The organism is Bradyrhizobium sp. CCBAU 51753 (assembly GCF_015291565.1).
In the GTDB taxonomy this organism is placed as follows: Bacteria; Pseudomonadota; Alphaproteobacteria; order Rhizobiales; family Xanthobacteraceae; genus Bradyrhizobium; species Bradyrhizobium ivorense.
In genome coordinates this window covers 2,925,969-2,946,605 of record NZ_CP030037.1, presented here as the reverse complement: position 1 = coordinate 2,946,605, position 20,637 = coordinate 2,925,969, and the positions used below count along the sequence as shown (strand labels likewise).

Sequence of the window (20,637 nt, the reverse complement as noted above, 5' to 3'; positions counted from 1 at the left end):
AGCGCAGGCTTGCGGACATGTCCGCATCAATACGACCTCTCAGCCCTGCGTGCGATGGGTGGCCCGTGGCGGATGCTCCGCCACGTCGACAACTGGACTGACCGATGACGACCTCTCTCGAATTTGGCCTCGACACATTCGGCGACGTCACCAAGGACGCCGCCGGCGCGCCGCTGCCGCATGCCCAGGTGATCCGCAACGTCGTCGACGAGGCGGTGCTGGCCGATCAGCTCGGCATCGATTTCATCGGGCTCGGCGAGCACCACCGGGCCGATTTCGCGATCTCCTCTCCCGAAACCGTGCTGGCAGCGATCGCCGCGCGCACCGAGAAGATCCACCTCGGTTCGGCGGTGACGGTGCTGAGCTCGGACGACCCGATCCGGGTGTTCCAGCGCTTTGCCACCGTCGATGCGGTCTCGAACGGCCGTGCCGAGGTGATTCTCGGCCGCGGCTCCTTCACCGAATCGTTCCCGCTGTTCGGCTTCGATCTGCGCCAGTACGGCGAGCTGTTCGAGGAGAAGCTCGACCTGTTCACCGCGCTGCTCAAGCAGGAGCCGGTGAGTTGGCAGGGCAAGCTGCGTCCGCCGCTGCAGAATCAGTCGGTCTATCCGCCGGTCGAGCGCGGCCGGCTGAAGACCTGGATCGGCGTCGGCGGCAGCCCCGAATCGGTGGTGCGCGCGGCGCATTACGATCTGCCGCTGATGCTCGCCATCATCGGCGGCGATCCCAGGCGGTTCGCGCCCTATGTCGACCTGCACAAGCGCGCCTACGAGCAGTTCGGCCGCGCGCCGCAGCCGATCGGCGTGCATTCGCCGGGATATGTCGCCGAGACCGACGAAAAGGCCCGTGAGGAGCTGTGGCCGGACTACAAGGTGATGCGCGACCGCATCGGCAAGGAGCGCGGCTGGCCGCCGATGGGCCGTGACGAGTTCGTCTCGGAGGCCGAGCACGGCTCGCTCTATGTCGGCTCGCCGGAAACCGTGGCGCGCAAGATCGCGGCGACGGCGAAGGCGCTCGGCATCGCGCGCTTTCAGCTGAAATATTCGGCGGGGCCGCTGCCGCACGAGAAGCTGATGAAGAGCATCGAGCTCTACGGCCGCAAGGTGGTGCCGCTGGTGCGCGAGCTGCTCGCGGCGTGAGCCGCAGGCCTGTGCCGGATTCAAGGGAAACTTTCTGTCAAAAGCAAAACCCCCGGCGGTCTCCCGCCGGGGGTTCTGTTTCTATCGAGATCAGATCAACCGGTATTACCAGTTGCGCTGAGCGCGCAGGAGCAGCTGATAGGTCTCCTGATCCTTCACTTCGTACAGAGCAGCCGGCTTGCCGATCGATCCGCTCGGGGCAGAGACGACACCCGCATACTTCTGGTCCAGGTGGGTGTACACGAAGTCGGCCGAGAAGGTCAGGTTCTTGACCGGGGTCCAGCGAGTGATCACACCGATCTGGGCAATGTTGTAGTCGGGGTTGCAGGAGGTGAGACCCGTACCAGCCGCCGAAGCGAACGTGGTGCGAACCGTACCGCCGACGCCACCGACGCCGCAGAGCAGGGTCTTGGACGTGTCGTTGTACATGATCTGGGCGTAAGCGCCGTAGATCGCAGTGTTCCAGTAGGCGTTCCAGTTGTGGGTGTAACCACCACGGAAGCCCCAGGTCTTGATGGTCTGCTGCTGACCGCCGGCCACGAAGACCGTGTCAGGAGCGAAGCCGAAGCCAACGCTCTGATAGAGGCCGGGAACGCCCGTGCCGCTGTAGATCGTGTTGGCACCAGCACCACCCGCCAGGTCCTGGATGTTGTAGCGCGTCGCACCGTCGGTGTAGACGCCCTGGACGTTGATGGTGTCGCCAGGTCCGGTCGGGATGTTCTTGATCGACAAGGCCAACTGACCAGCCCAGCCCCACTTGTCGTCCGGATGACCGGTCAACTCGGTCCCGCCGTAGTAGGCCGCGTGGTTGTCATGCGCAGCGACCGATGCCTGGAACAGACCCCAAGCCTGGTCAACACGCAGCATACCGACGAAGTCCGGCGAGATCGTGCCGGCATAGTCGCTGAGGCCGTAAGCACCACCGGCGCTGAGGTTGTTCACGCCAGCCTGGTAGTAGGCAGCCTGATCCTGAGCCGAGACCGAGAGCGACACGCCGTTGCCGAACTCAGCGGTGTAGGTGAACTGGTTCACACCAGTGACCGTGCCGCCGCCGCCGACGAGACCGTCGTAGATGTTGCCCGGATAGTTGGTCCAGGGAGCGCTGAACTGCGAGACAGCCTTACCCATGGTGAAGCCGGCGAACTGGATGAAGGCGTAGTAGACGCCGACCGTGCCGTAGGAACCGTTGCCGGCGCCCGCGTTGTTAGGAGCCGAAGCCGGAGCAACCGTGCCGCCGCCGCCGAGCGGAGCATAGACGGTCGCGCCAGGAGCCGCACCGTTCACGCCGTAGTTGTCGGTGGTCCAGGTGAAGGTCGCATCGAAGAAGGTGCGGACCACGCCGTACTCGGTCGCGGTGCGCGTATCGATGTTGAGGTCTTCACGCGAACGCCAGGTGTAGCCGTTGGTGAAACGGTTGTTGGCGCCGCCGGCGCCGCTGGTGTTGCCGGTGTAGACCGAGTTGGTGTTCACCGCGATTTCAGCACGCAGGTAGCCACCCAGCTTGATGCAGGTGTCGGTGCCCGGGATGTAGTAGAATCCGGGACCATACAGGGAGCAAACCTTCACGTACTCGACCGCTTTGGCCTTGACGGGAAGATCGGCCGCCTGAGCTCCGCCGACCGCGACGAGAGCCGCCGCCGAGCCGAGGATAAGGCTCTTAACCATCTTCATGTTAAACCTCCAAGTTGCTCTATCTCAGGGAAGGTTCCGGATCCGCCGGGTTAACACCCTCAGGTTGGTTCCCTTGTCCCCATATCCCCGCTTAGCCATTTCGCGCCTTCGGACACACCCGCTGAACGCGAGGGACTTAAGCGAACCACCTAGAACGGGACGACCTTGGGATGCCCCCCTCCGTCGCAGTTCCATATGAGACAGAAGGCCCCCGATCACGCAACAAAAGACCGCTCGGTTTCGGCCCAGTTGCGGCTGTTTTCGGGCAAATGTTGCACAAATATCACGGGCATTTGAACTCCCGTGTCCTCACAAGCTATTGAAATATAAAGATAATATTTCCAATACCGGCGACCGGCGGAAATTTGGGCAACACCGAGTGGAACGGTGTGTAAAACGCGTAGTCCTACGGAGAAAACGAAAATCGAGGCGGGCTGCAGCCGCGGTGATTCCAGCGCGCCGGCCGGCCGGCGGCGTCAAAAACACCGCCATCTGAGCAACATAACACGCCCCCACGGACGCCGGCCGATCCCCGGAATCGGCGCCGGCAGAGCGTCCTGCACAGCGCGGCAGACCGCAGGCGGATCGCGGCAGTCGCCGGATACTCGAGTTCCATGTCAGGGAGATGTCGCCGCGGAGACTCGATCGGTTTGTTCTCCGCGGGCGCGATCCGATGAAAGATATCAACTCCCGGCGAAGCGCCGGAGAGGGACGCGCGTACGGCTGCGATCACGACTGGCTGGGGCGGGAGGGATCGAACCTCCGAATGGCGGAATCAAAATCCGCTGCCTTACCGCTTGGCTACGCCCCAATGCGCCGACCGAAGGCCACGCCGGTCTACAGAGTGCAACAGGCCATTTCAACAGGGCGACGATCGAAATCAGGCGAAAGCCGCCTGCTGATGTCGGCACCGTCATTATAGAGAGACGCTGCGACGGCTGAAACCCGATCCTGCTGCGCGAGCCCGCTCCGCAGAGTTGAGAGGCGGCGGGTTTCATGGGATGACAATCGGCAAACGCCTCATCGGGAGTAACGCCATGACCTACCGTGCACCGATCAACGACATCCTGCTGTCTCTCAATCATGGCGCCGGGCTCGCGGCCGCCGTGCAGGCCGGCCACTACGGCGATTTCGATGGCGATATCACCGCCGCCGTGCTCGAAGAGGCCGGCAAGTTCGCCTCCGATGTGCTGGCGCCGCTGAACAAGGTTGGCGACGAGCATGGCATCAAGCTCGACGACGGCAAGGTCACCACCGCGCCCGGCTGGCCCGACGCCTACCAGCGCTGGACCGCCGCGGGATGGAACGCAGTGTCGGGACCGGAAGCGTTCGGCGGCCAGGGCCTGCCGCTTGCGATCAACGCCGCCTGCACCGAGATCTGGAGCGCCTCCAATGTCGCCTTCGGCCTCTGCCCGCTGCTGACGCTGTCGGCGATCGAGGCGCTCGACGCCCACGGCAATGCCGAGCTGAAGCAGATCTATCTGGAAAAGCTGGTCACCGGCGAATGGACCGGCACGATGCAGCTCACCGAGCCCAATGCCGGCTCCGACGTCGGCGCGCTGCGCACCCGTGCCGAAAAGCAGGCCGACGGCACCTACCGGCTCAAGGGTACGAAGATCTTCATCACCTATGGCGAGCACGACATGACCGACAACATCGTGCATTTTGTGCTCGCGCGATTGCCCGATGCGCCCGCCGGCACCAAGGGGATCTCGCTGTTCCTGGTGCCGAAATTCCTGGTCAATGCCGACGGCTCGCTCGGCGCGCGCAACGACATCCATGCGAGCGGCGTCGAGCACAAGCTCGGCATGCATGCGTCGCCGACCTGCACCATGACGATGGGCGATAAGGGCGGTGCGATCGGCTATCTGATCGGCGAAGAGAACCAGGGCATGCGCTGCATGTTCACGATGATGAACCAGGCCCGGCTCGGCGTCGGCCTGGAGGGTGTCGGCATCGCCGACCGCGCCTATCAGCAGGCGCTGGCCTATGCCCAGGAGCGCCGGCAGGGCAAGGCGCTCGGCCGCAAGGGCGACGGCATGGATCCGATCATCGTGCATCCCGACGTCAAGCGCATGCTGATGCAGATGCGCAGCCAGACGGCGGCGGCGCGCACCATCTGCTACGCCACCGCGGTTGCGCTCGATATCTCGGTGCGCGCCAAGGACGCCAAGGTGCGCGCAGACGCCGCCGCGCGCGGCGCGCTGCTGACGCCGATCGCAAAAGCGTTCTCCACCGACACCGGCAACGAGGTCGCCTATCTCGGCGTCCAGGTCCATGGCGGCATGGGGTTCATCGAGGAGACCGGCGCCGCGCAGCACTATCGCGACGCCCGCATCACCTCGATCTATGAGGGCACCAACGGCATCCAGTCCATCGACCTCGTCACCCGCAAGCTCGGCGCCAATGGTGGCGCGTCGGTGTGGGCGCTGCTCGACGAGCTCGATGCAACCGTCAAGCAGGTCGAAACCTCCAACGACCCGGCCTTCGGCTCAACCGGCGCAAAGCTGCGTGACGCGCTCGGCGCGCTCGAGCGTTCGAGCAAATGGCTGCTCGAGCGTCTCGCCGCATCCCCGAACGATGCGCTTGCCGGCGCGACGCCGTATCTGCGGCTGTTCGGCGCCACGCTCGGCGGCTGCATGCTGGCCGGCGAGGCGCTGGCCGCCAAGGCCAATGGCGAGGCCGAGCCGCAGCGCTACGTCGCGCTGGCGCGGTTCTTCGCCGAGAACATCGCGGTGCAGGCGCCGTCGCTGGAGAAGACGGTGACGGAAAGCGCCGAAGCGGTGACCGGCGCGGACGTGGTGCTGGCGGGGTAAGGCGCGCATCACGACGTGAAGGGCGCTGCTGTTCGTCCCGTCATCCTGAGGTGGCCACTTCTTCAGCATCCTTCGAGGCTCGCCGAAGAGGCTCGCACCTCCAGCGACAAAGGCGAAGCCTTTGCGCGGGGATGACGGGTTGGTTTGGTTCGATGTCGAACAACTTTCTCGGTGTCATCACCCGCGCAGGCGGGTGATCCAGTATTCCAGAGGCAGTGGTGAATGAACCGAAAGGCCGCGGCGTACTGGATCGCCCGGTCCATGTGCGCAGTTGCGCACAGGCCGGGCGATGACAGGTGTGGGTGAGGACAAAGCTTCACACCCTCTCAGGATGACGGCTTGGTTTGGTTCGATGTCAAACAAACTTGTTCGGCGTCATCACCCGCGTTGAGTTGCCCGTCGGGCTGTTTTGCGCACCTCGGCACCGTCAAGCTGGATGAGCGCGCGGCAGACGAATGCTGACGCGGAGCCCCTGGGGCGCGTTGTCGTGCAGTGAAAATTCCCCGTCATGGGCCTGGACGACGGCCTGCGCGATCGACAGGCCAAGTCCGAAGCCGCTGCTCTCGTCCATGGTGCGGGCCTCGTCGCCGCGCACGAAGGGCTCGAGCATGGCGGACTTGCTGTGCTCCGGGATTCCAGGCCCGTTGTCTGCGATCTCGATGGTCGCGGCTTTGTCGGTCTCGGTCAGCGTCACCGTCACCTCGCTGGCGAAGCGGACCGCGTTCTCGACCAGGTTGGTGACGGCGCGCCTGATCTCGTCGGGCCTGACCGTCAGCTTGCAGCGCTTCGGACCATCATAGCGAACGGCGTGGCCGCAGTCGGAAAACTGCTCGCAGACCAGCTGCACCAGCGCCGCGACGTCGACCAGCGTCGGCGTGACCGCATTGCCGCTGCGCAGCAGCGTCAGCACGGATTCGAGCATCGACTGCATCTGGTCGAGGTCGCGCAGGGTTTGCGTCCGGTGCGCCTCGTCCGCGATGAATTCCGAGCGCAGCCGCAGCCGGGTGATCGGGGTTCGCAGATCGTGACTGATCGCGGCGAGCATGCGGGTGCGGTCGCGCATCAGCGCCGCGATCCGGTCCTGCATCGCATTGAGCGCCCGCGCCGCCGACCTGATCTCCTCGGGACCGCTCTCGGGAAACGGCGGCGAGATCCGGTCGACGTTAAAGCTCTCCGCGGCACGGGCGAATGCCGACAGCGGCGCGCGCAGCGCGCGGCCGGCCCAGACCCCGAGCAGGGTCACGCTCATGATGAGAAACAGCAGCGTAGAGATCCACAGGCCGGTGAAGAACGGCGGCATATGCGGCTTGCCGACGGTGGCCTCGAGCAGGCCGCCATCCGCGAGATGAAACAGCACGCTTTCTGCCTCCGAGGCCGATCCGCGCACCAGTTCGATCTGGCCCTCGAACAGCGTGCGAATGACGATCGGCGTTGCCGCAGTCAGGCGTGCGGCGGCGGACGCAGCGTCCTCGATCAAGCGCAGCTGCAGGTTCGGAAGTCCGCGGCCGATATTGCTGACCAAGAGCGGGCGCTCGGCCGCGGGCGTCCGCGAGACGATGCGTGCGATCAGCACGAACTGCTGCACCGGCTCATCCGTCAGCAGCCGTGGCTCCTGGCGGCGGAGCAGGAAATATCCCGCCATCAGCACGTGAATCAGCACCAGCGTGATCAGGATCAGGGCGGCAATCTGACCACTGATGCGCCGGAAGCTGAAGAGGCCCGCGAGCTTGCCGGACCAGCTCACGCGTCTTCCACCAGCGGCGTGAAGATGTAGCCGCCGGTCCGCACCGTCCTGATCATGGACGCCCCCTCGGCACGGTCGAGCTTGCCGCGCAGCCGGCTGACCAGCACGTCGACGCTGCGCCCGAACGACCCACCCGGGCGTCCGGTCAGGCTGAGCAGACTGTCGCGGCTGAGGATGCGGCCGTGCCGCTCGCAGAACGCCTGCAGCAAGTCGAACTCGGCGCTGGTCAGCGGAATCTGCGCGCCTTCCGGATCGCGCAATTCGCGTAGCCGGAAATCGATCGTCCAGCCCTCGAAGCGCAAGCGCTGCGATCCGCTCCCCACCAGCGCAGTCAGGCCCGCCGCCTGCCGCCGCAGCACGGCGTTGATGCGCGCCAGCAATTCGCGCGGATTGAACGGTTTGGTCAGGTAGTCGTCGGCGCCCATCTCGAGGCCGAGGATGCGATCGACCTCGTCGCCCTTCGCGGTGAGGAAGATGATCGGCGTCGAACGGTCGGCGCGAATCCGACGGCACAGGCTGAGGCCGTCCTCGCCGGGCAACATCAGATCGAGCACGACGAGGTCGACGCGATGCTGCGCCATGTAGCGATCCATTTCGCGGCCGTTCGCCACCATGCCGACCGAGAAGGCGTGCTCGCTCAGATAGCGTGCGATCAGATGGCGGGTCTCCTGATCATCTTCGACGATCAGGACGGTCTGCGGGGTCATGGAACGGTCGAGGCCGTGCTTGCGTTCAACTACGTGCGAATCGATGCGGTCGAAATTCATCGTCCAGTCCGGTGGGTGAGATCTGAACCGCGGCTGGCGCGGCAAAATCCGGTCGCGTACGGCGAGCGAAACAAACGCCAATAGCATGCCGATCGTGGCCATTCAGCAACCTGAATGTTGCGTAATGTAGACTAATATTGCCGCTTTGTTGCCGTCCTGAGCTTGGGCCCAATCCGGCGCTTCCGCCTAGCTGCGCAAAAACGCATCGCGAAAAGCCCGTGACGCGACCGCTTCGCTTGTTGCCGAAGTTTGCTTGCGCCGCCGGCATGTGAGCCCGCGTCGGCGTGGCGGCGTGCGTTCAAGGCAATGAATTGCGAGGCGCCGCCGATCCGCCCGCTACTCGCCGCGCACGGCCGCGATGACAAATCCAAACCACTTGAAACGAACCCGCAACCGACAAGCCACACCGCCGCCATCGCGCTCCCGTTTCACAACGGAGGGACGTTGATGTGGAAGGATTCAGTTGATGCGGGGCGCGACGTTCGCGGTGGCGATGGCCGGATTATTGCTTGTGGCGTCACCGCTTGCGGCGCTGCTGCCGGCGCGGGCGATCGCGCAGACCGCGCAAGGGACCGTTCAGGGCATCGTCGTGGAGGGCAATCGCCGGATCGAGGCCGAGACCGTGCGGTCCTACTTCAAGGCCGGCAGCGATGGACGGCTGGACCAGGCGGCGATCGACGACGGGCTGAAGGCGCTGATCGAGACCGGGCTGTTCCAGGACGTCAGGATCGACCGCAACGGCAGCCAGATCGTCGTGCATGTGATCGAGAACGCAGTGATCGGCCGCCTCGCCTTCGAGGGCAACAAGAAGATCAAGGACGAGCAGCTCTCCGCCGAGATCCAGTCCAAGCCGCGCGGCACCTTCTCGCGCGCCACCGTGCAATCCGACACGCTGCGCATCGCCGAGATCTACCGCCGCTCCGGCCGCTACGAGGTGCGCGTCACGCCGGAAATCATCGAGCAGCCGAACAACCGCGTCGATCTGATCTTCAACATCGAGGAAGGCGCCAAGACCGTGGTCAGGACGGTCGAGTTCACCGGCAACAACGCTTATTCCGCAGCGCGGCTGCGTGACGTCATCAAGACCCACGAGAGCAATTTCCTGAGCTTCCTCGGCAATAACGACGTCTACGACCCCGACCGCGTCGAGGCCGACCGCGACCTGATCCGGCGCTTTTACCTGAAGAACGGCTACGCCGACGCCGTCGTGGTCGCGGCGCTGACCGAATACGACCCCGGCAAGAAGGGCTTTCTCGTCACCTTCAGGATCGAGGAAGGCCAGCAGTACCGCGTCTCCTCGGTCGACTTCCGCTCCAGCATCGCCAATTTCGACATCTCGACCCTGCGCGGCTATTCGCGCGTCAGCGTCGGCTCGCTGTACAATGTCGAGCAGGTCGAGAAGTCGGTCGAGGAGATGCAGATCGAGGCGTCGCGCCGCGGCTTTGCCTTCGCCATGGTCCGCCCGGCCGGCGACCGCAACTTCGATGCCCACACCGTGTCGATCGTCTTCAACGTCGACGAAGGGCCGCGCAGCTATATCGAGCGCATCAATTTGCGCGGCAATACGCGGACCCGCGACTACGTGATCCTGCGCGAGTTCGACATCTCGGAAGGCGATGCCTACAACCGCGCGCTGGTCGACCGCGCCGAGCGGCGGCTGAAGAACCTCGACTTCTTCAAGTCGGTCAAGCTGACGACCGAGCCGGGCTCCTCCAGCGACCGCGTCGTCCTCAACGTCGACATCGAGGAGAAATCGACCGGCGATTTCTCGATCTCGGGCGGCTATTCGACCACCGACGGCGCGCTGGCCGAGGTCTCGATCTCCGAACGCAACCTGCTCGGACGCGGCCTCTACGGCAAGGCATCGGTGACCTACGGCCAGTACACCCGCGGCGCCTCGCTGTCGTTCGTCGAGCCGTATCTGTTCGGGCAGCGGCTGGCGCTCGGGCTCGACCTGTATTATCGGCAGCAGCTGGCCAGCGACTACACCAGCTACGGCGTCACCACGCTGGGGTTCTCGCCGCGGATCGGGCTGGCGCTGCGCGAGGATCTCTCGCTGCAGCTGCGCTACTCGCTCTATGAGCAGAACATCTCGCTGTCGAGCGCGTACAACAACTGCAACAACAACCCGAACAACGCCTCGCTGGCCTTCAATCCGACGCCGAACTACATCAAGAACGTGCTCGGCGGCGTCGATCCGACCAACGCGGTCGATTCCGGCTTCTACGGCTACGGCTGCTATGCCGACGGCGAATCCGCGCTGCCGGTGCGCAAGGAACTCGCCGACGGCACGTCGTGGACCTCGTCGGTCGGCTACACGCTGACCTACAACACGCTCGACAACAACAAGAACCCGACCGACGGCCTCCTGATCGACTTCAAGCAGGACTTTGCCGGCGTCGGCGGCGACGTCAGCTATCTGAAGACCGCGGTCGACGCGAAATACTATACGCCGCTGGTGTCCGACCTGGTCGGGCTGATCCATCTGCAGGGCGGCATCCTGAGCAAGATCGGCGACCAGGACCTGCGCATGCTGGACCACTTCCAGATGGGTCCGAACCTGGTGCGCGGCTTCGCCACCAACGGCATCGGTCCGCGCGACATCACCTATTGGAATTTCGGCGCCGCCGGCGACGCGCTCGGCGGCACCAAATACTGGGGCGCCTCGTTCGAGCTGCAGATGCCGTTCTGGTTCCTGCCCAAGGAAGTCGGCCTCAAGGGCGCGGTCTATGCCGACGCCGGCTCGCTGTGGGACTATCAGGGGCCGACGTCCTGGAGCGCGACCGGCGAAGTGAACACCGCGGCGTGCCCGAACTGCGGCCTGCAGTATGACGACAGCAGCATCGTGCGCACATCGGTCGGCGTCGGCCTGATCTGGGCCTCGCCGTTCGGACCGCTGCGCTTCGACTACGCGGTGCCGCTCTCCAAGGGCAAATACGACATCGTGCAGGAGTTCAGGTTCGGCGGCGGCACGTCGTTCTAGGGCTGCGTTTCGGGGCGGGAGCGTGCGGCAGCAAGAGGCGCGCCGTCGCACGCCATGCGTGCTAGGATTCTCATCGGTATCGAGCGCTCACCTGATGAGGACAGACATGCCGCCAAGCCTGGTTCAGACGTTTCGCGCCTTTGCCTATAACAATGCATGGGCCAACCACCGCCTGCTCAAGGCCTGCGCCGCCCTGAGCCAGGCGGAGTTTGCCGCCGCGCGAACCGGGTTCTTCCCAAGCCTGCAGGCAACGCTGAACCACATCTACATCATCGACCACTTCTACATCGATGCGCTCGAGGGCGGCTGGCTCGGACCGGCGGCGTGGGCCAACGAGGTGCCGTTCCGGTCGATCGCGGGCCTGAAGCCGGCGCAGCGCGCGATGGACCAGCGCCTGATCGACATCTGCGACGCGCTGACGCCGGAGCGGCTGGAGACCATCGTCAAGATCAATCGCGACACCTCGGTGCAGACCGAGCGGCGCGACCGCCTGCTGATGCATCTGTTCCAGCACCAGATCCATCACCGCGGCCAGGCCCACGCCATGCTGTCGGAGACATCCGTCAAGCCGCCGCAGCTCGACGAGTTCTTCGCCGCCGGCGAAGCGCCGCTGCGGGCGCAGGAGTTCACCGAGCTCGGCTGGACCGAAACCACGGTGTGGGGCGGCTGACGGCACGGCGCGCAGACCGATGCGCATGACGGGTTCCCGCATGCAACTGGGGGCTTGAATCCCGCGCCTTCCACCCTCACCTCCCGTTGGAACGTGGGGAACCTGCCAAAATGCCATTTGCCTGCCATCGCGGCCAACGCATCCATTATACGGTCGAGGGAACAGGGCCGCTGATCGTGCTGCAGCACGGCCTGCTGCTCGACGCCGCGAGCTGGCGAGAATGTGGCGTTGTTGCGGCACTCGCCGATCGCTTCCGCGTCGTCTGCGTCGATTCACTCGGCCATGGTCTGAGCGACAAGCCGGCCGACCCTGAGCTGTACGGCCAGGCGCAGCGCGCCGGCGACATCGTCGCCGTGCTCGATGATCTCGGCTGCGAGCGCGCGCATGTCGTCGGCCACTCGATGGGCGGCTGGCTCGCCGTCGGCGTCGCCAGGTATTTCCCGAAGCGGCTGGCGTCGCTTGCGATCGGCGGCTGGGATTTTCAAACCGGACTGCCGCGCGGCAATAGCGGCCCGTTGACCTACAGCGCCTTCATCACCTTCGCGCGGCGCACGGTGCCGGAGCTCGTGGCATGGGTGACGCCGGATCTCGAAGGCGGCGTGCGCGCCTGCTTCAATGCGCTGGACCAGCTCGACGGCGCGGAGGATGCCGTGCTCGCCTCCCGAGTGCCGGTGCTGCTCTGGAACGGACGCGAGGATGGACCGCACGATCCGATGCTGCGCTTTGCCGAGGACAATGGCCTGCATGCGATGTCGATCCCCGGCGACCACCTCGGCGCGCTGTATCAGAACGGCGCCGTGATCGGCGAGCGCATCGGCGCCTTCATCAGGCAAAGCTAGCGAGCGATGAGATTAGATCAAGCTGGAGCGGCATCGGAGGCTTCACCTCTCCCTTGGGAGAGGTCGATTTGCGCAGCAAATCGGGTGAGGGGTTACGGTCCATCGAGAGAGCGAGCGCCCTCACCCGGCGCTTCGCGCCGACCTCTCCCCGAAGGGGAGAGGTGAACTGAGACCGCAGCAGCCGCGTCACGAAAACAGAAAGGTGCCGATCAGCAGCCCCGCCGCAAACGCCCACAGCCCCAATGTGCAGGCTGAAATGACGCGGACGAGGTTGCGCAGATCTACGTCCTGGAAGGTCTCGTAGAAGCGATCCGGCAATTGCAGGCACCCCCCTGTGGTGGCCGCCGTGGCATTCCGTTTGCACCCTGCGTAACGGAACCAGTGTCCTCCCCGGGAACGCCCAAATCAAGGCGTCAATGATCACGCCGGATCACGGATTCGCACGAGCTGCGCTGCAATATTTCGAGGCCGGCAGGCCTCAGGCCGGTATGATTGCCAAAAAAGCCGGCGCATCGTCGCCTGCGACCACAGCGGAGGCATCATGAAGCGGATCTGGACGATCATCGGTGTCGCCGACGTGCCACAGAGCTTTGCATGGTACCGGTCATTGCTTGGCTTGCCGGCGGCGGCGCCGGCCCACGACTATTTTGGCCAGATCGTCGATTCCGACGGCACCGTCCTGCTCTGCCTCCATGCCTGGGGCGCCCATGAGCATCCTACGCTGACCAGCCCGCGCAACGCCACGCCGGGCAACGGCCTGCTGCTGTTCTTCCGGGTCGACGATTTTGAGCTGGCCTTGCCGCGGGCACGCGCGCTGGCCGAGCGGCTGGACGAGGAGCCGCATGTCAATCCGAACACCGGGACGATGGAGTTCTCGCTCCGCGACCCCGACGGATACTATGTGACGATCAGCGCGCTCGCCTCGTAGCCCACACGAGCAGAGCGACATGCAGGGCCGCCACCCGGATATCGCGGAGCCTGTCATCGGGCGCGTTCGCGCGACCCGTCGGGACGCCACCCTCCGCCACGTCATTGCGAGCCACCCGGTCGGCGCAAAGCGCCGCCGGATGACAGGCTCCGCGAAGCAATCCATTCTCACCGCGCGTGAGGAGGGATGGATTGCTTCGCTGCGCTCGCAATGACGGGAGATCCGGGCTACGCTTCCGGGCTCACCCGACCTCCGGCATCTTGTCCAGCAGCTTGTCGAGCATGATCGGATAGTCGCGCACGCGAATGCCGGTTGCGTTGTAGACCGCGTTGGCGACCGCGGCGGCGACGCCGCAGATGCCGAGCTCGGCGACGCCCTTGGCCTTCATCGGCGACGACATCGGATCGGTCTCGTCGAGGAAGATCATCTCCTGATGCGGGATGTCGGCATGGACCGGCACCTCGTAACCGGCGAGATCGTGGTTGATGAACAGGCCGTGCCGCTTGTCGACCACCAGATCCTCCATCAGCGCCGCACCGACGCCCATGGTCATGGCGCCGATCACCTGGCTGCGCGCCGCCTTCGGATTGAGGATGCGGCCGGCAGCACACACCGCGAGCATCCGCCGCACGCGAATTTCCGCGGTGTCGGCATCGACGCCGACCTCGACGAAATGCGCCCCGAAGGTCGACTGCTGATAGGTTTTGGCAAGGTCGCCATATTCGATGGCGTCCTCCGCGACGATGCCGTCGCGGCCGGCGGCCTGCGCCAGCGGCACGCTGCGGTTTCCGGCGCGCACCAGGCCGTCGGTGAACTCGGCCTCGGCCGAGTTAAAGCCGAGCTTCTGCGCGATCGCCTCGCGCAGCTTGATACAGGCGGCATAGACGCCGGCGGTGGAGTTGTTGCCGCCCCACTGCCCGCCGGAGCCGCAGGAGACCGGGAAGTCGGAATCGCCGAGATGAACCGCCACCTTCTCCAGCGGCACGCCCATCATCTCGGCGGCGGTCTGCGCGATGATGGTGTAGGAGCCGGTGCCGATATCGGTCATGTCGGTCTCGACCGTCACGGTGCCCTGCTGATCGAGCCGCACCCGCGCCGCCGAATTGGTCAGGAGGTTGTTGCGGAAGGCCGCGGCAACGCCCATGCCGACCAGGAAGCGGCCGTCGCGCAGCTTGCCGGGCTCGGCATTGCGCCGGCCCCAGCCGAAGCGCGCGGCGCCGTCGCTGAGACAGCGCACCAGTTGGCGCTGCGAGAAGCGCCGCTCCGGATGCTCGGGATCGACCTGGGTGTCGTTGACGATGCGCAGCGCGACCGGATCCATGCCGAGCTTCTCGGCGAGCTCGTCGATCGCGATCTCGAGCGCCATCATGCCGGACGCTTCGCCGGGCGCGCGCATCGCGTTGCCCTCGGGCAGATCGAGCGCGGCCAGCCGCATCGCCGTCATCCGGTTGGCGCCGGCATAGAGCAACCGGGACTGGCTGACGGCCGTCTCCGCCTCGCCGTCCTTGACGTTGCCGGACCAGCTTTCGTGGCCAATCGCGGTGATCTTGCCGTCGCGCTCGGCGCCGATGCGGATGCGCTGGATCGTTGCCGGCCGGTGCGTGGTGTTGTTGAACATCAGCGGCCGCTGCAAGGCGATCTTGACCGGGCGCTTCGCCGCACGCGCCCCGAGCGCCGCGAGCAGCACGTCGGCGCGCAAGAACAGCTTGCCGCCGAAACCACCGCCGATATAGGGCGACACCATCCGGACCTTGTCCTTCGGGATGCGAAGCGTTTTCGCCAGATCGCCGGCACCCCAGGCGATCATCTGGTTGGAGGTCCAGACCGTCAGTCTGTCGCCATCCCAGGCGGCGATCGAGGCGTGCGGCTCCATCATCGCGTGCCCCTGGTCGGGCGTCGTGTAGCGCGCGTCCAGTTGCACCGGCGCGGCCGCGAAAGCCGAACCGAACTCGCCGACGGCCGTGTCCGCCGGACCGCCGAATGAAGGCTTCGGCGTGATGGCACCATCAGCGGCCGCCGCGAGATCGAACTTGCCCTCGCCCTTCGCATAGTCGATGCGGACCAGCTGCGCCGCGGCGCGTGCCTGTTCAAAGGTCTCGGCAACGACCACCGCGACAGCCTGATGATAATGCGCGATCTCGGGGCCGCCGAGCAGCGGCGCCGCATTGCGCTCGCCCTTGTCGAGCTTGCCGGCGTTCTCGGCCGTGACGATGGCGAGGACGCCGGGCGCATCGCTAGCGGCGGCGAGATCGATCGCCTTGATCCGCCCTTTGCCGATCGCCGATCCGATCACATAGCCGTAGGCCTGGTTCGGCACGACATCATGCCGCTCATAGGCGTAGGGCGCGGTGCCGGTGGTCTTTTTCGGTCCGTCGATCCGGCTGGTCGGATGGCCGACCACCTTGAGCTGGTCGATCGGGTTGAAGGTCGCGGGATGTTCGAAGCGCATGGATTATCCCCTCCTCTATCCCCTTGCCTCGCGCAGCACCGCCGCCAGCGTTCGCTCGGCGAGCGGCAGCTTGAATGCATTGTCCTGTGTCGGCTTGGCATCGGCGAACAGCCGCGCGGTGACCGCCCTGGCGCCGCGCGGTAATTCCGCATCCGCCGCCTCGACCCGCCACGGCTTGTGCGCGACACCGCCGAGCGCAACAGAACCGGTGCCGTCGCGCTGCACGATCGCGGCCACCGACACCAGCGCAAACGCATAGGAGGCGCGGTCGCGCACCTTGCGGTAGGCCTGGGTGCCGCCGACCGGCTTTGGCAGCGTCACCGCGGTGATCAGCTCTCCTGATGCCAGCGTGGTCTCGATCTCTGGGCTGTCGCCCGGGAGCCGGTGCAGCTCGGCGATCGGAGTGCTGCGGGTGGCACCATCAGGGCGCACCGTCTCCACCGTCGCGTCGAGCGCGCGCATCGCCACCGCCATGTCGCTTGGATGGGTCGCGATGCAGGCCTCGCTGGCACCGATCACCGCGTGCTGGCGGCTGAAGCCGCCGATCGCGGCACAGCCGCTGCCGGGCTTGCGCTTGTTGCAGGGCAGATTGGTGTCGTAGAAATAGGGACAGCGCGTCCGCTGCAGGAGATTGCCGGCCGTTGTCGCCTTGTTGCGCAACTGGCCGGAGGCGCCGGCGAGCAGCGCACGCGACAGCACGCCATAGTCGCGGCGCACCCGTGCATCGGCGGCCAGATCGGTATTGCGCACCAGCGCCCCGATGCGCAGCCCACCTTCCGACGTCTCCTCGATCCGGTCGAGCGCAAGGCCATTGACGTCGACCAGGTGCGTTGGCGTCTCGATCTCGAGCTTCATCAGGTCGAGCAGGTTGGTGCCGCCGGCGATGAATCTTGTGTTCGCATCGCGCGCGCCGGCCGCAGCCGCCGCGGCCGGCGACGTGGCGCGCTCATAGCTGAATGATTTCATGCACTCCTCCCGGCGACCTCGCCGATCGCATCCGCAATGTTGGAATAGGCGCCGCAGCGGCAGATGTTGCCGCTCATGCGCTCGCGCAGCTCGGCATTGGTCAGGCGCAGCGGCGCGGTGAGATCGGCGGTCACATGGCTCGGAATCCCGGCCCTGACCTCATCGATCACGGCAACCGCCGAACAGATCTGGCCCGGCGTGCAGTAGCCGCATTGATAGCCGTCATGCTTGACGAAGGCCGCCTGCATCGGATGCATCCCGTCCGGCGTGCCCAGCCCCTCGATCGTGGTGATCTCGTCGCCCTCATGCATCACCGCGAGCGTCAGGCAGGAATTGATCCGCCGGCCGTCGACGATGACCGTGCAGGCGCCGCACTGGCCGTGGTCACAGCCCTTCTTGGTGCCGGTCAGATGCAGGTGCTCGCGCAGCGCATCGAGCAGCGTAGTCCTGGTATCGAGCTCGAGCTGATGGGTCTCGCCGTTCACGTCAAAGGACACTTTTGCCATTACGGGCGCTCCGGTCGGGGCAGGTTGGGCAGCCGCGTACGCCGCAGGCGGCGCGACGGACGACGCGGCCAGCGAGGCGGCTCCCACAATCAACAGATTGCGCCGCGATAGTTCCAAACGTCCGGAAATTTGCATGCCGCGCTCTCCTGATGCGCAGCCGTGCCTGGCGGAACCGAGCGTGATCGCCGCACGCGCCTGTCGGCTGCATCGAATGAATGCGTCGGCATGGGGAATGTTTCTGCGCGGGACTTAAACAAGTCGCGAGCGGAGCGTGAGGCTGGCGCGACGCCGTAAAGCGGCATCGCTCACTTTGACTTGCGCTCTTGCTCCCCGTCCGAACGGCCGCCATGCGGCATATCGCCCGAGCCCGGCGTCCGGCCAAACTCCCCGCTCGCGAGAAGGTGAATTCCGGTTAACTGCCCTGCGTGGCCGACATGCTGGCCGGTGGGAAAAGCCGTCGGCATCATTTGGGGCTAGCGGCGGATCATGTAGGATGACCGGCACGCGCCGGCGGCAACGATGCCGCCCGCCGACGTGTTGACCGGGTGACTGGGGACTGGCCGATGACCGCGCATGTCATAGTGACCGACGACGCCGCTGCTCGCGTGATCAAGCTGCGCCGGCCCGAGAAGAAGAACGCGATCACCCAGGACATGTATCGCGCGATGAGCGACGCGATCGACACCGCGCAGAACAATCCGAAGATCCGCTGCCTGATCATCACCGGCGGCTCCGGCGTGTTCACCGCCGGCAACGATATCGAGGACCTCTTGAGCGAGGGCACCTCGAGCGCCGACCCGCCGGTCGCCTCCAACCTCGTCAAATTCCTCTACTCGCTGGCCCATAACGTCAAGCCGATCATCGCCGCGGTCGACGGCGTCGCGATGGGCATCGGCACCACCATGCTGTTTCACTGCGACTACGTGCTGGCCAGCAAGACCGCGCTGTTCTCGACCCCGTTCTCCAATTTCGGCCTGGTGCCGGAGGGTGCCTCGAGCCTGCTGATGCCGCGCACGATGGGCCACCAGCTCGCCTTCGCGATGCTGGTGATGGGCCGCACCATGACCGCGGACGACGCCCGCGTCGCCGGCTTCGTCAACACGGTGGTGGCGGCGGGCCATGCCGAGGTCGAGGCACACAAGGTGGCGCGCGAGATCTGCGCGCTGCCCGCCGAGGCGGTCGCGATCTCGCGCCGGCTGATCCGGCTGCCGCCCGAGGACGTCACCCGCCGCATCGATCAGGAGAACCATCTGTTCACCGAGCGGATGCGCTCCAGCGAAGCCGTCGCCGCCTTCAAGGCGTTCATGGCGCGCACGAAGGATTGAACGGCTGCGTCGCAAAAATGTTGTGGCGCCGCGTCATGGTCGCGTGCTCCCATGGACAGGTCATGAGACATCACCGCCTCTCGCTCGCCGTCGCCCTCTACACGCTCGCGCTCGGTGCCGGCCCCTTGCTGGCGCAGAGCACCGCGCCGGTGGATTTGCGCATTCTCGCCATCAACGACTTCCACGGCTATCTGCGGCCGCCGCCCGGCGGCATCCGCATCACTGATCCCTCCGACGCCACCAAGAAGATCATGGTGCCGGCCGGCGGCGCCGAACGCGTGGCGAGCGCCGTCAAGGCGCTGCGCGACGGACACAGGAACAACATCTTCGTTGCGGCCGGCGACCTGATCGGCGCCAGCCCATTCCTGTCGGCGATGTTTCATGACGAACCGACCATCGAGTCGCTGTCGAAGATGGGGCTTGCGATCTCCTCGGTCGGCAATCACGAATTCGACGAGGGCAAGGACGAGTTGCTGCGGATGCAGAACGGCGGCTGCCATCCGGTCGACCATTGCCAGGGGCCGCATCCGTTCATCGGCGCCAAATTCCGCTACCTCGCCGCCAGCACGATCGACAGGGCCACCGGCAAGCCGGTGTTTCCGCCTTACGAGATCAAGCAGTTCGACGGCATCCCGGTGGCGTTCATCGGGCTGACGCTGAAGAACACGCCGAACCTGGTGTCGCCAGCCGGCGTCGCCAGCCTGGAATTCCGCGACGAGGCCGACACCGTCAACGCGCTGATCCCGGAATTGAAGGCGAAGGGCGTCGAGGCGATCGTGGTGCTGATCCACGAAGGCGGCTTTCCGACCGGCGACTACAATGAGTGCCCCGGCATCTCCGGACCAATCGTCGACATCGTCAAAAAGTTCGACAAGGCGGTCGACGTCGTGATCTCCGGCCATACCCATCAGGCCTATATCTGCGAGATCGACGGGCGGCTGGTCACCTCCGGCGACAAATACGGCACGCTGGTCACCGCCATCGATCTCAAGCTCGATCCGAAGACCCGCGACGTGATCAGCGCCAAGGCCGACAACACCATCGTGAAGATCGACACCTATCACCGCGATCCCGAGCAGAGCGCGCTGCTGGAAGCCTATGACCGCCTCGCCGCGCCGATTGCCAACCGCCCGGCCGGCTCGGTCACCGAGACGCTGTCGCGGATGCCCGGCGACACCGGGGAAAGCGTGCTCGGCGACATCGTCGCCGATGCGCAGCTCGCCGCGACCAGCGCCGAGCCGAACGGCGGCGCGGTGATCGCCTTCACCAATCCGGGCGGCGTGCGCACCGACATCGTCAAGCGCGATGACGGCGCGGTGACCTATGCCGACATCTTCGCCAGCCAACCGTTCCGCAACCAGCTGGTGACGATGACGCTGACCGGCAAGCAGCTCAAGGACATGCTGGAGCAGCAATGGGCCGACCCGAAGCGGCCGCGGCCGCTGCAGGTCTCCAAGGGCTTTGCCTATGCCTGGGACGCCAGCAAGGGCGACGGCGCGCGCATCGTCGCCGCGCGGATGTCGCTCGACGGCCGGCCGATCGACCCGGCCGCGAGCTATCGCGTCACCGTCAACAACTACCTCGCCGAGGGCGGCGACGGCTTTACCGTGTTCAAGGACGGCAAGGCCCAGCAGTTCGGCATCTACGACGTCGACGCGCTCTATGCCTATTTCAAGGCCAAAAGCCCGGTTGGCCCGACCGCCGGCAAGCGGATCGAGCGGATCAATTGAGGCTGCGGGGATGAAGCACCAGTCCCTCCCCGTCATTGCGAGCGCAGCGAAGCAATCCATCCCTCCGCGTGCGCGGTGACAATGGATTGCTTCGCTTCGCTCGC

15 protein-coding genes and 1 tRNA gene are annotated in these 20,637 nt (G+C 65.7%); 8 read left to right on the top strand and 8 right to left on the bottom strand.

Annotation, left to right across the window (positions count from 1 at the left end):
• Positions 1–104 precede the first annotated feature (104 nt).
• Positions 105–1,139 carry an LLM class flavin-dependent oxidoreductase gene (locus tag XH93_RS13150; protein WP_194473823.1) on the top strand — a complete coding sequence of 345 codons (1,035 nt, stop codon included), beginning with the start codon at positions 105–107 and terminating at the stop codon, positions 1,137–1,139.
• A gap of 105 nt (positions 1,140–1,244) precedes the next feature.
• Here the strand turns inward: XH93_RS13150 and XH93_RS13145 are convergent, their stop codons facing one another.
• Entirely contained in the window at positions 1,245–2,810 is a 1,566-nt protein-coding gene (locus tag XH93_RS13145; protein WP_194473822.1) for a porin, read from the bottom strand.
• Between the two features lie 736 nt (positions 2,811–3,546).
• Positions 3,547–3,621 (bottom strand) — tRNA-Gln (locus tag XH93_RS13140).
• A gap of 226 nt (positions 3,622–3,847) precedes the next feature.
• On the opposite strand from XH93_RS13140, the gene XH93_RS13135 reads away from it, so the two are divergent.
• Positions 3,848–5,626: an acyl-CoA dehydrogenase gene (locus XH93_RS13135; RefSeq protein WP_194473821.1), complete on the top strand. Its 1,779-nt coding sequence runs from the start codon at positions 3,848–3,850 to the stop codon at positions 5,624–5,626.
• Between the two features lie 427 nt (positions 5,627–6,053).
• Here the strand turns inward: XH93_RS13135 and XH93_RS13130 are convergent, their stop codons facing one another.
• Both XH93_RS13130 and XH93_RS13125 read right to left on the bottom strand, forming a co-directional pair.
• Positions 6,054–7,370: an ATP-binding protein gene (locus XH93_RS13130; RefSeq protein WP_194473820.1), complete on the bottom strand. Its 1,317-nt coding sequence runs from the start codon at positions 7,368–7,370 to the stop codon at positions 6,054–6,056.
• Positions 7,367–8,077 carry a response regulator gene (locus XH93_RS13125; protein ID WP_139486282.1) on the bottom strand — a complete coding sequence of 237 codons (711 nt, stop codon included), beginning with the start codon at positions 8,075–8,077 and terminating at the stop codon, positions 7,367–7,369. The genes XH93_RS13130 and XH93_RS13125 overlap by 4 nt, the downstream gene beginning before the upstream one ends.
• 526 nt (positions 8,078–8,603) lie before the next feature.
• On the opposite strand from XH93_RS13125, the gene bamA reads away from it, so the two are divergent.
• The 3 genes from bamA to XH93_RS13110 all read left to right on the top strand — a co-directional run bounded on the left by bamA (position 8,604) and on the right by XH93_RS13110 (position 12,629).
• Positions 8,604–11,120, top strand: coding sequence for an outer membrane protein assembly factor BamA (bamA, locus tag XH93_RS13120; protein WP_194473819.1), 2,517 nt, complete (start codon positions 8,604–8,606; stop codon positions 11,118–11,120).
• A gap of 106 nt (positions 11,121–11,226) precedes the next feature.
• A complete protein-coding gene (locus XH93_RS13115; protein WP_194473818.1) occupies positions 11,227–11,790 on the top strand; it encodes a DinB family protein in 564 nt (187 codons plus the stop codon).
• Positions 11,791–11,900: 110 nt separating this feature from the next.
• Positions 11,901–12,629: an alpha/beta fold hydrolase gene (locus XH93_RS13110; RefSeq protein WP_139486183.1), complete on the top strand. Its 729-nt coding sequence runs from the start codon at positions 11,901–11,903 to the stop codon at positions 12,627–12,629.
• Positions 12,630–12,815: 186 nt separating this feature from the next.
• On the opposite strand, the gene XH93_RS42725 is transcribed toward XH93_RS13110, so the two are convergent.
• Complete coding sequence (locus XH93_RS42725) at positions 12,816–12,947, bottom strand: hypothetical protein (RefSeq protein WP_256436608.1); 132 nt, start codon at positions 12,945–12,947, stop codon at positions 12,816–12,818.
• A gap of 223 nt (positions 12,948–13,170) precedes the next feature.
• Here XH93_RS42725 and XH93_RS13105 point away from each other — a divergent pair, with 223 nt between their 5' ends.
• On the top strand, positions 13,171–13,557 hold the full coding sequence (locus tag XH93_RS13105; protein WP_194473817.1) for a VOC family protein: 387 nt from the start codon (positions 13,171–13,173) through the stop codon (positions 13,555–13,557).
• Positions 13,558–13,798: 241 nt separating this feature from the next.
• Here the strand turns inward: XH93_RS13105 and paoC are convergent, their stop codons facing one another.
• The 3 genes from paoC to paoA are packed head-to-tail and all read right to left on the bottom strand — an operon-like array spanning position 13,799 to position 17,613.
• Positions 13,799–16,006, bottom strand: coding sequence for an aldehyde oxidoreductase molybdenum-binding subunit PaoC (paoC, locus tag XH93_RS13100; protein ID WP_194473816.1), 2,208 nt, complete (start codon positions 16,004–16,006; stop codon positions 13,799–13,801).
• A gap of 15 nt (positions 16,007–16,021) precedes the next feature.
• Positions 16,022–16,972, bottom strand: coding sequence for a xanthine dehydrogenase family protein subunit M (locus tag XH93_RS13095; protein WP_194473815.1), 951 nt, complete (start codon positions 16,970–16,972; stop codon positions 16,022–16,024).
• The gene (gene paoA / locus XH93_RS13090; RefSeq protein ID WP_194473814.1) at positions 16,969–17,613 is read right to left on the bottom strand and encodes an aldehyde dehydrogenase iron-sulfur subunit PaoA; all 645 of its coding nucleotides are present in this window, start codon (positions 17,611–17,613) and stop codon (positions 16,969–16,971) included. Before paoA ends, XH93_RS13095 begins: the two co-directional genes overlap by 4 nt.
• Before the next feature lie 428 nt (positions 17,614–18,041).
• Between paoA and XH93_RS13085 the strand changes: the two genes are divergently transcribed.
• Together XH93_RS13085 and XH93_RS13080 are read left to right on the top strand one after the other, a co-directional pair.
• Entirely contained in the window at positions 18,042–18,803 is a 762-nt protein-coding gene (locus XH93_RS13085; protein WP_194473813.1) for an enoyl-CoA hydratase-related protein, read from the top strand.
• A gap of 62 nt (positions 18,804–18,865) precedes the next feature.
• Positions 18,866–20,533 (top strand): bifunctional UDP-sugar hydrolase/5'-nucleotidase, encoded by a 1,668-nt coding sequence (locus XH93_RS13080; RefSeq protein WP_194473812.1) that lies wholly within the window; start codon positions 18,866–18,868, stop codon positions 20,531–20,533.
• Positions 20,534–20,637: the final 104 nt, after the last annotated feature.

Bases quoted from the DNA above. Each gene is read 5' to 3' on its own strand.
- paoA (WP_194473814.1), bottom strand. From the start codon at position 17,613: ATGCAAATTTCCGGACGTTTGGAACTATCGCGGCGCAATCTGTTGATT.
- paoC (WP_194473816.1), bottom strand. From the start codon at position 16,006: ATGCGCTTCGAACATCCCGCGACCTTCAACCCGATCGACCAGCTCAAG.
- bamA (WP_194473819.1), top strand. From the start codon at position 8,604: ATGCGGGGCGCGACGTTCGCGGTGGCGATGGCCGGATTATTGCTTGTG.
- XH93_RS13125 (WP_139486282.1), bottom strand. From the start codon at position 8,077: ATGACCCCGCAGACCGTCCTGATCGTCGAAGATGATCAGGAGACCCGC.
- XH93_RS13145 (WP_194473822.1), bottom strand. From the start codon at position 2,810: ATGAAGATGGTTAAGAGCCTTATCCTCGGCTCGGCGGCGGCTCTCGTC.
- XH93_RS13105 (WP_194473817.1), top strand. From the start codon at position 13,171: ATGAAGCGGATCTGGACGATCATCGGTGTCGCCGACGTGCCACAGAGC.
- XH93_RS13080 (WP_194473812.1), top strand. From the start codon at position 18,866: ATGAGACATCACCGCCTCTCGCTCGCCGTCGCCCTCTACACGCTCGCG.
- XH93_RS13110 (WP_139486183.1), top strand. From the start codon at position 11,901: ATGCCATTTGCCTGCCATCGCGGCCAACGCATCCATTATACGGTCGAG.
- XH93_RS13085 (WP_194473813.1), top strand. From the start codon at position 18,042: ATGACCGCGCATGTCATAGTGACCGACGACGCCGCTGCTCGCGTGATC.
- XH93_RS13095 (WP_194473815.1), bottom strand. From the start codon at position 16,972: ATGAAATCATTCAGCTATGAGCGCGCCACGTCGCCGGCCGCGGCGGCT.
- XH93_RS13115 (WP_194473818.1), top strand. From the start codon at position 11,227: ATGCCGCCAAGCCTGGTTCAGACGTTTCGCGCCTTTGCCTATAACAAT.
- XH93_RS13135 (WP_194473821.1), top strand. From the start codon at position 3,848: ATGACCTACCGTGCACCGATCAACGACATCCTGCTGTCTCTCAATCAT.
- XH93_RS13150 (WP_194473823.1), top strand. From the start codon at position 105: ATGACGACCTCTCTCGAATTTGGCCTCGACACATTCGGCGACGTCACC.